This window comes from Plantibacter sp. VKM Ac-2880, from assembly GCF_015351235.1.
In the GTDB taxonomy this organism is placed as follows: domain Bacteria; phylum Actinomycetota; class Actinomycetes; order Actinomycetales; family Microbacteriaceae; genus Plantibacter.
Map to the genome: position 1 here is coordinate 784,543 of NZ_JADKSJ010000002.1, position 15,094 is coordinate 799,636.

At 71.6% G+C, this 15,094-nt stretch carries 10 protein-coding genes; 3 read left to right on the plus strand and 7 right to left on the minus strand.

The features are described from left to right. The first annotated feature begins 221 nt into the window (after positions 1–221). The gene (locus ITJ57_RS15715; protein WP_194670984.1) at positions 222–2,108 is read left to right on the plus strand and encodes an HSP90 family protein; all 1,887 of its coding nucleotides are present in this window, start codon (positions 222–224) and stop codon (positions 2,106–2,108) included. Then, on the plus strand, positions 2,105–5,014 hold the full coding sequence (locus tag ITJ57_RS15720; RefSeq protein WP_194670985.1) for a hypothetical protein: 2,910 nt from the start codon (positions 2,105–2,107) through the stop codon (positions 5,012–5,014). Before ITJ57_RS15715 ends, ITJ57_RS15720 begins: the two co-directional genes overlap by 4 nt. Positions 5,015–5,069: 55 nt before the next feature. Here the strand turns inward: ITJ57_RS15720 and ITJ57_RS15725 are convergent, their stop codons facing one another. Next, positions 5,070–6,047 carry a cyclase family protein gene (locus ITJ57_RS15725; RefSeq protein ID WP_194670986.1) on the minus strand — a complete coding sequence of 326 codons (978 nt, stop codon included), beginning with the start codon at positions 6,045–6,047 and terminating at the stop codon, positions 5,070–5,072. A 95-nt stretch (positions 6,048–6,142) separates the two neighbouring features. Here ITJ57_RS15725 and ITJ57_RS15730 point away from each other — a divergent pair, with 95 nt between their 5' ends. Next, entirely contained in the window at positions 6,143–7,237 is a 1,095-nt protein-coding gene (locus ITJ57_RS15730) for a hypothetical protein (RefSeq protein ID WP_194670987.1), read from the plus strand. Between the two features lie 19 nt (positions 7,238–7,256). Here the strand turns inward: ITJ57_RS15730 and ITJ57_RS15735 are convergent, their stop codons facing one another. The 6 genes from ITJ57_RS15735 to mmsB form a co-directional block, all read right to left on the minus strand. Beyond that, entirely contained in the window at positions 7,257–7,577 is a 321-nt protein-coding gene (locus ITJ57_RS15735; RefSeq protein WP_194670988.1) for a hypothetical protein, read from the minus strand. A 150-nt stretch (positions 7,578–7,727) separates the two neighbouring features. Then, positions 7,728–9,245 carry an L-arabinose isomerase gene (gene araA, locus ITJ57_RS15740; protein WP_056014267.1) on the minus strand — a complete coding sequence of 506 codons (1,518 nt, stop codon included), beginning with the start codon at positions 9,243–9,245 and terminating at the stop codon, positions 7,728–7,730. 157 nt (positions 9,246–9,402) lie between these two features. After that, positions 9,403–10,110, minus strand: coding sequence for an L-ribulose-5-phosphate 4-epimerase (locus ITJ57_RS15745; RefSeq protein WP_194670989.1), 708 nt, complete (start codon positions 10,108–10,110; stop codon positions 9,403–9,405). After that, positions 10,107–11,804 carry a ribulokinase gene (gene araB, locus ITJ57_RS15750; RefSeq protein ID WP_370582504.1) on the minus strand — a complete coding sequence of 566 codons (1,698 nt, stop codon included), beginning with the start codon at positions 11,802–11,804 and terminating at the stop codon, positions 10,107–10,109. Before araB ends, ITJ57_RS15745 begins: the two co-directional genes overlap by 4 nt. 241 nt (positions 11,805–12,045) lie before the next feature. After that, positions 12,046–13,761: a hypothetical protein gene (locus ITJ57_RS15755; RefSeq protein WP_194670991.1), complete on the minus strand. Its 1,716-nt coding sequence runs from the start codon at positions 13,759–13,761 to the stop codon at positions 12,046–12,048. A gap of 58 nt (positions 13,762–13,819) precedes the next feature. Then, the gene (gene mmsB, locus ITJ57_RS15760) at positions 13,820–15,073 is read right to left on the minus strand and encodes a multiple monosaccharide ABC transporter permease (protein WP_194670992.1); all 1,254 of its coding nucleotides are present in this window, start codon (positions 15,071–15,073) and stop codon (positions 13,820–13,822) included. Positions 15,074–15,094: the final 21 nt, after the last annotated feature.

Sequence of the window (15,094 nt, forward strand, 5' to 3'; positions counted from 1 at the left end):
GCGACGACATCTGGAGCCGGATCCGTCGTGACGCCGCTCCACCGCTGTTGTGAGGCGCGGTGGCCACGCGTTTCCCGCAGGATGGGCCCAGCGTCCGTTTCGCGACGCCCGCTAGGCTGTTCCGGCTGCAGGTGACCGCGGTCGAGACGTCCGCCGAGCCGCCTGACCGGAACCGGTGGCCCGCCGGTCTCCGACGCAGCAGCCGCCGACGGAAGAGAGCCATGCCAGACGACGCCCGAGCCCCGCTGCCGTTCCAGGTCGACCTCCGCGGAGTCGTCGACCTGCTGAGTCGGCACATCTACTCCGGCCCGCGCGTCTACCTGCGCGAACTCCTGCAGAACGGTCGCGACGCGGTCGCCGCCCGCCGCTCCGAGGACCCGGCGGCCCCGTCCGGCGCCCTCCTCATCACCCCCCACGTGGCAGGCTCGCCCGACGGCGCCGATTCCCCCTTCCGCTTCCAGGACAACGGGATCGGGCTCACCCGCGACGAAGCGGCCGAACTCCTGGCGACGGTCGGGCGCAGCTCGAAACGCGGCGACCTCGACGAGCTCCAGCGCGGCGACTACCTCGGCCGGTTCGGCATCGGACTCCTCAGCTGCTTCATGGTCGCCGACACCATCACCGTCCGCAGCCGCTCGGCCCGCGGCGGACCGGCCATCGAGTGGATCGGCCACACCGACGGCACGTTCACCATCCGGGAACTCGACGAGCAGACGACGGCAGCACGACCGATCGGCTCGGAGGTGCTGCTGGAGCCGCGGCTCGACGGCCCGCTGCACGACGGCGGGCTCCTCGGGCACGGGGCGGTCCTCGGCCTGGCGACGAGCTTCGGGCGGTACCTCGACCTCGACGTCGACGTGGTCGACCCGACGACGGCGACGCCCACGCGCGTGAACGTCGAGCCGGTGTTCCGCACCCCGGCGACCACCCCACGGGAGGAGCTGCTCGCATTCGGCGAGGAGCTCCTCGGCACGCGCCCCTTCGACGCCGTCGAGATCGTGGTGCCCGGCACCGACACCCGCGGCACCGCCTTCGTCCTGCCCTCGCCACCTCCGCCGGGCGCGCGGCAGGCGAGCCGGGTCTACCTGGGCGGCATGCTGCTCAGCGAGCAGGTCGACGACCTCCTGCCGGACTGGGCGTTCTTCGTGCGCTGCATCGTCGACACCACCGGTCTCCGCCCGACGGCCTCGCGAGAGCAACTCGTCCAGGACGACGCCCTGGAGTTCACCCGTGAGGCCATCGGTTCCGCGCTCCGACGCTGGATCCTCGACCTCGCCCGCCAGCGCCCGCACCGCCTGCAGGAGTTCATCGGCGTCCATCAGCTGGGGATCAAGGCCATCGCCGCACACGACGTCGACCTCGCCACCGCGGTGGTCCGATGGCTGCCGATCGAGACCTCCGCCGGCACCATGACCATCGACGAGCACCTCTCGCAGGCCGGGGTCATCCGGTACACGGCCACGCGGGACGAGTTCCGGCAGATCGCCTCGGTCGTCGACCCGGCCTCACCGATCGTCAACGGTGGGTACGTCTACGACCAGGAGATCCTCGAGCGCCTGCCGTCGTTGATCGAGGGCGTCCGCGTCGAACGGGTGACGGTCGCCGACGAGCTCGACAACCTCGAGCCACCCCACCTCGACGACCTCGCCGCGACGACCGCGCTGGAAGACCGCGCCAGCCGCGTGCTCGACGAGGTCGAGTGCCGGGTGTCCGTCAGGCGGTACCGCCCCGACGACCTCGCGGCCCTGTACGTCGCCGACCCCTCCGTGCTCCGCCGCCTCGAACGCCACCGTGCGGCCGCCGTCGCCCCCGGCATCTGGTCCCAGGTCGTCGGCGCGGTCGACTCCTTCCTCGCCGAGGCGAAACCGGACGACGGCGACGCGACGACCGCGGCACGCCTCTGCCTGAACTGGAACGCGGCACTCGTGCGACGGCTGGCCACGCTCGACGACGACCTCGTGTTCGAGCGCAGCATCCAACTCCTCTACGTGCAAGCGCTCCTCGCCGGCCACCGCCCCCTGGAGGCCCGCGACCGCCGCATGCTCGACGCAGCCATGACCGACCTGATCGGCCTCAGTGTCGGTCTCGACGACAAGGAACTCCGATGAACGACGCAGCAAGCACCCCCGTCTCCACGGACCTCGACCCCGACGCGAGTGTCGACGACCTCCTCGCGGAGGCCGACACCCTGCCGTGCGGCCCAGCCGAGCGCGCGCTCCTCGACGAGGCGCTGCGACGCGCCGACGCGGCCGGCGACGAGGAGGCCGCGTACGCGACCCGGATGCGGCTGACCCAGTCCGCCCACATGACGGGCGACACCGACACCATGTTCAGCTCCTTCGGGTGGTGCGTCGGCAAGCACGACGCCGACCCGCAGCGGTTCCCGATCACGGTCGACGGCTGCGACCTCCTCTTCCAGTACAAGTGGATGGCCGGACGACTGTCGACGAACCCGACCTTCTCGCTCGCGCAGATCGAGGCGATGCACCAGGACATGCAGGCCAGGTACGCGGCGGCCGGCGCCACGATGAGCGGCGTCGTGCAGTCGCAGTTCCACATCGCGACGGTCACCGGACGGCTCGACGAGGCGGCGGCGCTCCTCGAACGCCGGTCGAGCATCGAGGACGACCGGTACAGCCACTGCGAAGCCTGCGTCCGCAACGAGGACGCTTGGTTCCACCAGCTCCGCGGGCACGACGACGAGGCGATCCGGATCTACGACGAGATGTTCGAGAACCGGATGAGCTGCGGTGAGGAGCCGGAGACGAGCGAGGCCCAGGCGCTGCTCCCCTACCTGCGCGCCGGCCGACTCGACGACGCCAAGGCGGCGCACCAGCGCAGCTACCGCGTGGCGCGTTCGAACGCGGACGGTTTCGGCATCATCGCCGACCACCTGATCTTCTGCGCGGTCACCGGCAACGAGGCGCGTGGCCTCGCGATGCTCGAGCGTCACCTCCCGACGCTCGTCAACGACCCCATCAACCTGTCCGGGCACACCGACGGCCTCACCGCGGTCGGCGTGCTCCTCGACGCGGTCGCCCGCGCCGGCCACGGTGGGCTGCCGGTGCGCGGCGCCGACGCCCCCGAGCTCGCGCGCTACCTCGGGGTGACGCCGGCCGGCGGCACCGACCATGCGCCCCATGGCGACGCGGACTGGACCGTGGCCGCGGTCGCCGAGCGGGCGTGGGCCTCGGCCGAACGGCTCGCGCGGGCGTTCGACGAACGGAACGGCAACGACTTCCGCACGACACGGCTCGAGGCGGCACGCGCGCTCGCGACGGAGCATTGGGACCTCCCGCTCTCCGTCGAGGGCTTCGCCGCACCCGTCGTCGAACCGGAGCCGGCCGCGACCGCCGCCGAGTGGCGTGAGCGCACCTCGGCCCTCCTGCAGAGCGCCGACACGACGGGGGCGATCGTCGCGGCCGAACAGGGCCTCGCCCTGCTCGCCGACGAGTCGAGCCCCGACGAGAACCTCCGCGCCGGACTCTTCGGCGTGATCACGCAGGCGGCCGTCATCCAGGGCGACGAGGAACGCGCGGGTGCCGCGTGGACCGACCGCGGCGCCGCCCTCCGTGCCGCCGGCCGCAGCGCCGTCGCCGAGCTCGAGGGCCGCTTCGGTCCGGCCCTCCTCGGCACGGCCACGGAGGACCGACTCACCGCGCTGCTCGCGGAACTCGACGAGGCCCGCCTCGTCCCGGTCGATCCCGACCGACTCATCCACACCCTGGTCATCACCGCACGGCACGCCTTCGAGCTCGCCGGCCAGCAGACCGAGCAGGAGGCGGCGGAGCGCTTCATGGGGATCGCCGACCGACTCGCCGGCGAGGCCGTCCTCGCGGCGGCCGTCGACGATCCCGGGGAGGCCGGTCCCCCGGCGCGGCTGCTGCACGCCCACCTCTTCGCGGTGACCGGACGGATCCAGGAGGCCGAGGAACTCCTCGACCCGCTCCTCGAGCCCGAGCAGCGGGCGTCCGTCCGGCTCCCGGCGCTGACCCTCCGCACCCGCATGCTCGGGGGCGCCGGGGCGTTCGCCGAAGGGGTCGCCCTCGCCGACGAGCTCGTCGGCCTCCAGACGACGCTCGGCAACCGACTCGGCATCATCCAGGCCTGCACCCTCTCGGCCGCGCTCCTCAGCGACGCCGACCGCGACCGCGAGGCGGCGGCCAGGATGCGGCTCGCGATCACGCATGCACGGCGGGCCGAGGTCGAGGACGTCGATTCGCTCACCCTGCAGTTGGCCCGGTATCTCCAGTTCGCCGGCGATGCCGCCACGGCCCTCGAACACTACGACGAGGTCTACCAGGCGCGGCGCGAGCAGGCGGCCCCCGGTGAGCTCGCCGACCTCCTCGCGAACATGGGTGAGGCCGCGCGCATGATCGGCGAACACGGCATGGCGTACGGGGTGTGGCGTGCTGCGCTCGACGACGCCGCCGCGGTCGGCAACGACCAGGTCGTCATCCGCACGGGGTTCGGTCTGAGCACCCTGCTCCTCCAGTTCGAGGACGACGACGCGGTCGAGGTCGTCGACCAGGCCCTCGCGGCAGCGCGTCGTCTGGAGGATCCGCAGCTGCTCGTCCAGGCGCTGCAGCGGGCGGCGAGCGCACGCGCGGCGTTCGGTGACGACACCGGGCTCCCGTTGTTCGAGGAGGCCCGCGAGCTCGCGACCGCGCACGAGGCGGCCTGGCTCGTCGCGGACATCACCGACTCGGAAGCCAGGGCCCTCGGCGCGCTCGGACGGACCGACGACGCGACGGCGACCGCCCGTCGCGCGGCGGCGGGATTCGTGGCGGCCGGCGACGAGAACGGTGCCGCGGTCGCCGAGGTGTTCGCCGCACGATCGCGGGTGGCGGTCGACGACCACCTCGGCGCGGTCGAGCTGTTCCGTTCCGCTCGCGGACGGCTGCCGGCAGGTTCGCCGGACTGGACGACGGTCACGGCCGAACTCGCCGACGCACACGAGCGGTTGGAGCAGCACACCGACGCCGCGCTCCTGCGCGCCGAGATCGAGGAGTGACGGGCGCCGTCGGACGGGTGCCCACAGCGCCCGTCCGGCGGCGACGGTTCCGGGCCTAGGGCAGGCGGGCGAAGGCGCGCACCGGGAAGGTCGCGAAGCCCTCGACGAGCGGTGGGGTGGCGGTGAACGTCGCGCCGCTCGCGGGCAGCTGCTCGAGGCCGGTCAGGTGCTCGACCACCTGGATCCCGGCGTCGAGCAGGAGGGAGTGCGCCGGACGCGCTCCGCCGGACCCCGGCTCGGTGTCGTCGATGTTGATGGAGTCGATCCCGACGAGGACCACGCCCTGCTCGACGAGGTGACGGACACCGTCCTCCGCGAGGTAGGGCGCGTTCGATCGGTACGCGTCGGTCTCGAAGTGGCGGTCCCAGCCGGTGTGCAGCAGCACGGCGGTCCCGCGCAGTTCACGGTCGAGGAAGACGTTCGCGCCGATGCCGCGCTCGGACGAGTCCTGCAGGTGGAAGACCTCGGCGGGGAGGTCGACCAACCGGTCGAGCGTCAGGCTCGCGAGGTCGCCGCCGCCCGCATAGCGGTGGAAGGGGCTGTCGAGGTAGGTCCCGGTGTTGCCGATCATCTCGATGACGTCCATCGCGAACTCGGTCCCCTCCGCGTAGTTCGCGCGCGAGTCCTCGCGGGTGAGGAAGGGACGGATCACCGGCTCCGGCAAGCCCGGGTAGGTGCGGAGTCCGGCGCGGATCGGGTGGCTCAGCTCCACGAGCCGTCCCTCGGGGCGCGGCCGCCGCTCTATGTCGGCCGTCTCGGTGGGGAGCTCGAGCCCCGCGGCCGCCGCTGCGGCGAGGATCCCGCGGGAACCCTTGTGCTGTTCGCGCACGATCTCGAGCTTCGTGATGCGGATCTCACCGACCATGGCGAGACCGAGATGCGTGACGAGTAGCCGGCCGATCTCTTGCTGCTGCGCCTTCCCCTTCGCCTGGGCGATGGCGGGTGGGAGGTCGAGGCGGAAGTCCTCGACGGCGAGGCCACCACCGTTCAGGAAACTGACGGAGGCATCGAGGACGGCGCGTTGTTCGGTCATGCCTTCATTCTGGCGCGTGGCCTGAGCCGCGCCGAGGGATTCCCGGCCATGCGTCACCGATATCCGGCCACGAGCGCGGAAGTAGGCTGAACGGCGTGCAGGCGCTTCCCGAACCACTCGACACGAGTGCGCTCACCCGACCGCTTCCCGGTCACGAGGTCCGAGCGCAGTGGCCGGCCTTCGTGGCGGAGGACCGCGACGCACGCGATCGCATGGGGCGAGCCCGACGACTCACCACCACCCTCGGCGCGTTGGGCGGGCTCTTCGGCATCTTCTTCTTCGGGCTCGTCGGCCTGCTCGCCTATGCGCAAGGCGGTCGGAACGCCGGCGGGATCGCCTTCGGCATGGGCACCCTCGTGGTGGTCATGATCCTCCTCGCCGTGATCCTCGTCCGGATGACGATCCGGGTCTGGTCGCGCAGGACCCTGAAGCGCACGCACCTCCGTCTCGCCGCCTTCGCCGAGGCGAACGGGTTCGACTACCGGGTCGGTCCCATCGCCCTGCAACGCGACATGCCTTGGCGGAGCCGCGGGTCGGCGAACCTGCACCGGGTGTTCCGGAGCCGGGAGCCGCGCGGCATCGAGATCGCGAACTACGAGGTCATCGGCAACCGCAAGAACCTCGCGGCCCCCTTCGGTGGCTACTGCGCGCTCCGGATACCCGTCGCGCTCCCCCACATCCTGCTCCGCGCCCAGGACGTCCGCCGCCGAGGCATGACCGGTGCCGGCGCCCCGGTCGATGCGCAACGCCTCAGCCTCGAGGGCGGGTTCGACCGCCACTTCCAGCTGTACTGCCCGATCGGCTACGAGGCCGACGCGCTCTACCTGTTCACGCCCGACGTGATGGCGCGCCTGCTCGACCACGTGCGGGGCTTCGACGTGGAGATCGTCGACGACTGGCTCCTCCTCGTGACCACCAAGGACCTCGTCACGACCAGACCGGAGGACTGGAGCGACATCGCGGACGCCGTCGATGCGCTCGACGACCGCGTCGAACGCTGGGCCCGGTGGCGCGAGACCCGAGGTGACCGACGGAGCGTCACGGCGGACGCCTCGGCCTCGACGACGGCGGCCGGCCGGGTCAGCACCCGTGGTCGGCGCCTCGCCGTCCGGATGAGCCTCGACGACATCCTCATGTGGAGCGCGCTCGCGCTCTTCGTCGTCGGCACGGTCGTCGGGCTCATGCGCTGAGCTGCCCGAGCGGTCGTGGTCAGTCGCCGTACTCGTCGAGGAAGGTGTCCGACTCGGCGTCGAGCGCGCAGCCCTCCGCCGCGGCCTCCTCCGGCGTGCGGTCGCCGGCGTCGACGATCCGGCTCGCCTGCTCCTCGATGCAGCGTTCCATCGCCCGCTCGGCGGCGGCCGGGTCCGCGGCGGCGAATCCGCCCGTGGCCGCGACGATCGCGAGGACCGCGCCGACACCGGCGACGAGGACGGTCCCGCCGATCGCGAGCCTCCAGCCGAGCCCGGTCCGTCCGGTCGCCGCTTCCTCGTCCTGCCCCGGTGCCCCGGCCTGCTCGAACACGTCCGTCATCGGTCGACCCCCGTCGTTCCACGCGCCACCCCCGGCGCCTCGCCCCAGGCTAGCAAGCGCCGACGTCGCACCGCACGGTCGGCGAATCCGGAACGCAGGACGGCCTCCCACCGTCCGGTGGGAGGCCGTCCTCATGGGACTGCTGGGTGCTTAGAAGCCCTGGGCCAGACGGTAGTACGCGTTGTTCCAGCGCACCTCGCGCTGGAAGTCTCGCGTGGTCGTCGACTCGTCGATCACGAGGAGCTCGGTCTTGGCGATCTCGGCGAAGTCGGCGAAGACCTCGACCCCGACGGCCGTCGACATCACCGTGTGGTGCGCCGCACCCGCGGTGAGCCAGGCGGCGGCCGACGTCGCGAAGTCGGGAGCCGGCTTCCACACGGCACGACCGACGGGCAGCTTCGGCAGCGCCTCGATGGGCTGGACCACCTCGACGACGTTGGCCGTCAGGCGGAAGCGGTCGCGCATGTCGCTCATGGCGACCACCACGGCCGGGCCGGAGTCGGCCGTGAAGACCAAGCGCACCGGGTCCTCCTTGCCGCCGATGCCGAGCGGGTGCACCTCGAGCGTGGCGCGCGCGGAGGACAGCGTCGGGCTGACCTCGAGCATGTGCGCCCCGAGGATGAGCTCGTTGCCGGGCTCCATGTGGTACGTGTAGTCCTCCATGAGCGAGGCGCCGCCGGGCAGCCCGGCTCCCATGACGGACGCGGCGCGCACGAGGACGGCCGTCTTCCAGTCACCCTCGGCACCGAAGCCGTAACCGTCGGCCATGAGGCGCTGGACCGCGAGACCGGGCAGCTGACGCAGCTCGCCGAGGTCCTCGAAGCTCGTCGTGAACGCGGCGAAGTCGCCGGCCTCGAGGAACGAGCGCAGGCCGAGCTCGATCGCGGCGCCGTAGCGGAGCGACTCGTGACGCTCGCCGCCCTTCCGCAGCTCGGGGACGACGTCGTACAGCTCCTCGTACTCGGCGACGAGCGCGTCGATGTCGGCGTCCGTCGAGGCGTGCACGGCCTCGGCGAGTTCGTTGACGCTCCAGGTGTTCACCTGCACGCCGAACCGCAGCTCGGCCTCCGTCTTGTCACCCTCGGTGACGGCGACGTAGCGCATGTTGTCGCCGAAGCGGGCGAGCTTCAGCTCGTGGGTGGCGGCCCAACCGGCTGCGGCGCGCTGCCAGGTGCCGACCTCGCGCTGCACCCGCGGGTCCGACACGTGGCCGACGACCGTCTTGCGAGCGACGCCGAGCCGGGTCTGGATGTAGCCGAACTCGCGGTCGCCGTGGGCGGCCTGGTTGAGGTTCATGAAGTCGAAGTCGATCTCCGACCACGGCAGCTCGACGTTCGCCTGCGTGTGCAGGTGCAGGAGCGGCTTCTGGAGGGCGTCGAGGCCGGCGATCCACATCTTCGCGGGGCTGAAGGTGTGCATCCAGGTGACGAGGCCGATGACGCTGTCGTCGGCGTTCGCGTCGAGCATGGCGCGACGGATGGACTCGGAGTCCTTGAGGACGGGCTTCCACTCGATCCGGACCGGGACGTCGGCGGCGGCACCGAGCTCGGCGGCGATGGCCTGCGACTGCTCGGCGACCTGGCGGAGGGTCTCCTCGCCGTAGAGGTTCTGGCTGCCGGTGAGGAACCAGACGGTGTAGTGGTCGAGGGTGGTGGTGGGCTTCGGCATGGGTGCTGTTCTTTCTGAAGGTCGTTTCGGTCCCTGAGCCTGTCGAAGGGCGGGACCTGCGTGAGGGTGGCCCTTCGACAAGCTCAGGGACCGGAGGGGGTGAGGTCAGCTCGGTCCCTGAGCCTGTCGAAGGGCGGGACCGGGGTGCGGCGGCTGTCTAGAGCGCGCCCTGGGGCGCCTGGCCGTAGACGTTCTGGTAGCGGTCGAACAGGGCGTCGATCGCCTCGGTCGGCATCGGCTTCGGCTCACCCAGCTGCCGCGAGATGTGCACGGTCCGGGCGACGTCCTCGACCATGACCGCCGCCTTCACGGCGTCGCGCGCGTCCTTGCCGATCGTGAACGGGCCGTGGTTCTGCATCAGCACGGCGCGCGACCGGTGGCCGGTCAGCGTCTCGACGATGCCGCGACCGATCGAGTCGTCACCGATGATCGAGAACGGTCCGACGGGGATCTCCCCGCCGAACTCGTCGGCCATCGCGGTGATGACGCACGGGATCGGCTCGGCGCGTGCGGCCCAGGCGACGGCGTAGGTGGAGTGCGTGTGCACGACCCCACCGACCTCGGGCATGTGCCGGTACACGTAGGCGTGCGCGGCCGTGTCGCTCGAGGGCGACCGGTCGGAGCCGGGCGTGCCCGGGATGACGTTGCCGTCGAGGTCGCAGAGGATCATGTTCTCCGGCGCGAGGTCGTCGTAGTCGACGCCCGACGGCTTGATCACGAACAGCTCGGCGCCGGGCACTCGACCGGAGACGTTGCCGCCGGTCCAGATGACGAGGCCGTAGCGCACGAGCTCGCCGTGGAGCTTCGCGACGTCGGCGCGGACGCGGGCGATCGCGACCTCGATCTCCGGTGAGTAGGTGTTCACGAGGTTGCTCCTTCGAGGGCGGTGGTCTCGGTGTCGGTCGGCAGGCTGTCGGAGCCGCCACCGAGGGCGGCCCGGCGCAGGCGCTTCAGCCGCTTCATGACGTCGTTGGCTCCCCGACCGAAGTAGTCGTGGAGGGTGGCGTACTCGGCGTAGAGCAGGTCGTACGCGTCGGCCGCGGCCTCGTTCGGCGTGTAGACGGCGCGGTCGACCTTGCCCATCGCGGCGCTGGCCGCTGGGACGTCCGGGTAGGCGCCGGCCGCGACGGCCGCGTGGATGGCGGAGCCGAGCGCCGGACCCTGGGCGCTCGCGGTGATCGAGATCGGCAGGCGCAGGATGTCGGAGTAGGTCTGCATGAGGAACGGGTTCCGCTGCAGGCCGCCGGCGACGATGAACTCGGTCACCGGCACGCCGGAGGCGTTGAACGTCTCGACGATCTTGCGCGTGCCGAAGGCAGTCGCCTCGAACAGCGCCCGGTACACCTCTTCGGTGCGCGTGGTGAGCGTCAGGCCGAGGACCGTGCCGGAGAGTTCGTGGTCGACGAGCACCGAGCGGTTGCCGGAGTGCCAGTCGAGCGCGACGAGCCCGTGGGCGCCGACCGGCTGGTCCTGGATGAGGGACGTCAGGTACTCGTGGATGCTGACGCCGCGTGCGGCCGCCTCCTCCGTGTACCGGGCGGGGACCTGGTTCTCGACGTACCAGGCGAAGATGTCGCCGACGCCGGACTGGCCCGCCTCGTAGCCGTACAGGCCGGCGATGATGCCACCGTCGACGACGCCGCACATGCCCGGGACCTCGCGGAGGACGTCGCCGTTCATGACGTGGCAGGTGGACGTGCCCATGATCGCGACCATCTGACCGGGCGAGACCGCCTGCGCTGCGGGGGCGGCGACGTGCGCGTCGACGTTCCCGACCGCGACGGCGATGCCCTCGCGGAGCCCGGTCCACGCGGCGGCTTCGGCCGAGAGCGTGCCGGCGGCAGCGCCCAGCTCACCGATCTCGTGCTCGACCTTGTCGTCGGCGAAGCGTTCGAACGCAGGGTTGAGGGCGGCGAGGAACTCGTGGCTCGGGTAGGCGCCGTCCTGGTAGATGCCCTTGTACCCGGCGGTGCAGGCGTTCCGGACATAGCGTCCGGTCAGCTGCCAGATGATCCAGTCGGCGGCCTCGACCCAGTGGTCCATGCGCTCGTAGAGCTCCGGGTCCTCCTCGAGCAGCTGGAGCCCCTTGGCGAACTCCCACTCGCTGGAGATGAGCCCGCCGTAGCGCGGCAGCCACGACTCGCCCCGCTCGGCGGCGAGCTCGTTGATGCGGTCGGCCTGCGGCTGAGCGGAGTGGTGCTTCCACAGCTTCACGTAGGCGTGCGGGCGGTCGGCGTACTCGGGCAGCTCGTTGAGCGGGGTGCCGTCAGCGATGACGGGGACCATCGTGCAGGCCGTGAAGTCGGTGCCGATGCCGATGACCGCTGCCGGGTCGATCCCGGCGGCCTCGACGGCGCGGGGCACGGCGGACTTGATGACCGCGACGTAGTCGGCCGGGACCTGCAGCGCCCAGTCGGGCGGGAGGGTGGCGCCGGTCGAGGCGAGCTCACGGTCCATGACGGCGTGCGGGTAGTCGAGGACGGCGGAACCGAGTTCCGCGCCGTCGGACACGCGGACGACGACGGCCCGGCCGGACAGCGTGCCGAAGTCGACACCGATCGTGTAGGTCTCGGCGGGGTCCGTCTGCGACTGCGCGCCGGACGCGCTGGGGGATGCTGCGGTGTGCTCGGTATTCACCGGCTGGACTCCTTCGTCTGGTGGTGCTGGTTCGTCGGGTGGTACGGAAGCCTGCGGCGTCTCGGGGACGCTCGGGGTTGGTGGGCCGGGGTCGGGTGGAGGTTCGACGGCGTCCGGGCCCGCCTCAGTGTACAACGTTGTACATCGGCCTGGCCAGCGCCGGTCATGCGAGGCCGCCCATCGCGTCGAGGACCGCGAGGACCGCGTCCCGATGCCCCCTGGCGTCGCGGTCGGGACGGGTCTCCCCCACCGCCCGGCCGTGGCGGACCGCGATGACCCGGTCCGAGACCTCGACGAGCGCCGAGGGGTCGTCACCGGCCACCACGACCGCGCGTCCGGAGGCGGCGATGGCGCGGATGAGGTCGACGCGTTCGGCCGCATCGGCGCCGCGGCGGTCCCCGAACGGTTCGGCTAGGAGCACCACCCGGGCCGGTGTGTCGAGGAGCGACCGGAGCGACTCGGTGAACTGCTCGGCGGTCGGGCCGCGATGCGCACCGGGCAGCACCGCGGCCAGACCGCTCGCCCCGGTGGTCGCCGGATACGCCCGACGGCCGTCCGCGAGCCCGGTCGAGACCATGCGGGTGAGCGACGTCGGCGACACGCTCGAGGGCACACCGCCGAGGAACGCGAGGTCGTAGCGGATCGGATGTTCCGTCGTGTAGAGCAGTCCGGCGTCACGTGCGCGGTCCATGGTCGAGAGGTCGACGGTCTGGCCGTCGATGGCGACCGTTCCACTCACCATGGCGCCGTACGAGCGGCCGAACAGGCTGAGGAGCACCTCGCCGGCACCGGAGTCGAGGGGGCCGAAGAGGCCGAGGACCTCGCCGGGAGCGCACGCGAAGCTCAGCCCGTCGACGACGGTCCTGGTTGCGTCGGCGGGATGGCTCGCGTGCCACCGCTCGACGACCAGCCCGCTGGCGCGTTCCGCAGGACGGGCGTCGCGATCCGGGCAGGACCGTCCGCTGTCGCTCGCCCGGTCCGTGCCGCGGAGGGCCGCGGCGCTCCCGAGGCCAGCTGCCAAGGCGTCGAGCACCCGCCGCTCGTCGGCCGCGTCCGACACCGGGAGCGTGCGGGGGCCGTTCGCGCCGGATCCGGTGCCGAGCAGGGTGACCGCCGAGGCGACGGCGGCGAGGCCGGTGACCGTCCCCGTGACGAGCAGCACCACCGGTGCGGTCCCGGTCAGCCGCGGTGTGGCGGCGACGGCCCGCAGGGCGGCCTGCCAATGCTCGCGTTCCGGTGCACACAGCCCGGCTCCGGGCTCGTCGACGATCACGACGGCCGCCCCGGCTGCGACCGCCCTCGCCAGCTCGACGAGTCGGCGTTCCAGGGTGGTCAACTCCGCGACCGCCGTGGTCGGCTCGGTCGTGAGGCCCACGGTCGCGAGCGCTCGGACCACGCGATCCCGGTCGGTCCCGCGCGCCTCGCCGCCGGAACGGCCGAGGCGGAGGGCGGCACGGACCGCGGCACTGAAGCCGTCGCCACGCGAGCCGTGCTCGTTGCCGAGCAGGACGTTGTCGCCGACGTCCTGCGTCCAGCTGATCGCCTGGCCGCCGGTCACCACGGCGATCCCGGCCGCACTCGACGCCGCACGCGAGGCGAGGGTGACGACCTTCCCCTCGATGCGCACGACCTCGGCGGTCCTGCGTCGCCGCCGTCCGCCCGCGGCTCCCGCGAGGGCGTCGACGAACCGCCGCGTCGCCGACCGGGCCCCGACGACCGCGTGGACGACGCCGGCCGCGACGGCGAGCACCGTCTCGTCACCGTCGAGCACCTCGAGCGCCGGTAGCGACGAGGCCGTCGGACCGCCGCCCGGACCACGCACGGAGGCGAGCGCCCCGGCCTGTTCGCCGGTGCGCTCGCCTCCGTGGTTCGCGGTCATCGCTGAGGGTGACTGGTCGTTCGTGCTGGACAGCTCGCCGCCTGAGCGGGGCCGCGGATCAGCGTCCGCCGCTGCGGCGCTTGTTGTAGACGTCGAAGGCGACGGCGAGCAGGAGCACGAGGCCCTTGACGGCCTGCTGCCATTCGATGCCGAGGCCGATGATCGACATACCGTTGTTCAGGACGCCGATGATGAGACCACCGATGATCGCCCCACCGATGGTGCCGACACCACCCTGCACCGCGGCTCCACCGATGAACGCCGCGGAGATCGCCTCGAGCTCGAAGCCGTCACCGGCCTTCGGGCCCGCGAGGTTCAGGCGGGCCGTGAAGATGAGGCCGGCGAGCGCCGCGAGGAAGCCCATGTTGACGAACAGGAAGAAGTCGACCTTGCGGGTCTTGATGCCGGACAGCTCGGCCGCGTGGCGGTTTCCACCGATCGCGTAGATGTGGCGACCGAAGACCGAGCGGTTCATGACGATGCCGTAGACGAGCACCAGGACGGCGAGCACGATGAGCGTGACCGGGATGCCCTTGTACGCGGCGAGGGCGTAGACGAAGAAGCCGATACCGGCGGTGATCAGGACGAGCTTGGCGACGAACCACGGGAAGGGCTCGGTCTCCTGGCCGTACTTCTGTCGGCCGAGGCGCGTGCGGACCTGCTGCACGACGAGGCCGATGACGGCGATGACGCCGATCCCCAGCGTGAGCGGGTCGATCGGGAAGTCGCCGAACACGTCGTTGAGGAAGCCGTTGCCGAGGGCGCGGTACTCGGCCGGGAAGGAACCGATGTTCGCGTTGCCGAGGACCACGAGCGCGAGGCCACGGAAGATGAGCATGCCCGCGAGCGTCACGATGAAGGCCGGGATGCCGACGTAGGCGATCCAGAAGCCCTGCCAGACGCCGACGAGGGCACCGATGGCGAGCGAGAGGATGACCGCGATCCACCACGGCATCTGCATCTGCACGGCGAAGACACCGGAGACGGCGCCGACGAAGGCCGCGACGGAACCGACCGACAGGTCGATGTGGCCGGCGATGATGACCATCACCATGCCGATCGCGAGGACGAGGATGTACCCGTTCTGCACGATCAGGTTGGAGATGTTCTGCGGCCGCAGGAGGATGCCGTCGGTGATGACGGCGAAGAACACGACGACGAGCAGGAGGGCGATGAAGATGCCGTTCTTGCCGAGGTCGCTGAGGATGTGGGTCAGCCAGCTCGTGAACCGGTTCGTGGCCGGGTTGACGAGGCCGCCGGCAGCGGTGCCGTCCCCTGCCGGGACGGTGGGTTTGGTGTCCAGATCGGACATGGTGGTTCTCCTTCGATCCGT

What these genes read in the sequence shown, in the direction of transcription:
- ITJ57_RS15715 (WP_194670984.1), top strand. Translation starts at nt 222, where the DNA reads ATGCCAGACGACGCCCGAGCCCCGCTGCCGTTCCAGGTCGACCTCCGC.
- ITJ57_RS15720 (WP_194670985.1), top strand. Translation starts at nt 2,105, where the DNA reads ATGAACGACGCAGCAAGCACCCCCGTCTCCACGGACCTCGACCCCGAC.
- ITJ57_RS15725 (WP_194670986.1), bottom strand. Translation starts at nt 6,047, where the DNA reads ATGACCGAACAACGCGCCGTCCTCGATGCCTCCGTCAGTTTCCTGAAC.
- ITJ57_RS15735 (WP_194670988.1), bottom strand. Translation starts at nt 7,577, where the DNA reads ATGACGGACGTGTTCGAGCAGGCCGGGGCACCGGGGCAGGACGAGGAA.
- araA (WP_056014267.1), bottom strand. Translation starts at nt 9,245, where the DNA reads ATGCCGAAGCCCACCACCACCCTCGACCACTACACCGTCTGGTTCCTC.
- ITJ57_RS15755 (WP_194670991.1), bottom strand. Translation starts at nt 13,761, where the DNA reads ATGACCGCGAACCACGGAGGCGAGCGCACCGGCGAACAGGCCGGGGCG.
- mmsB (WP_194670992.1), bottom strand. Translation starts at nt 15,073, where the DNA reads ATGTCCGATCTGGACACCAAACCCACCGTCCCGGCAGGGGACGGCACC.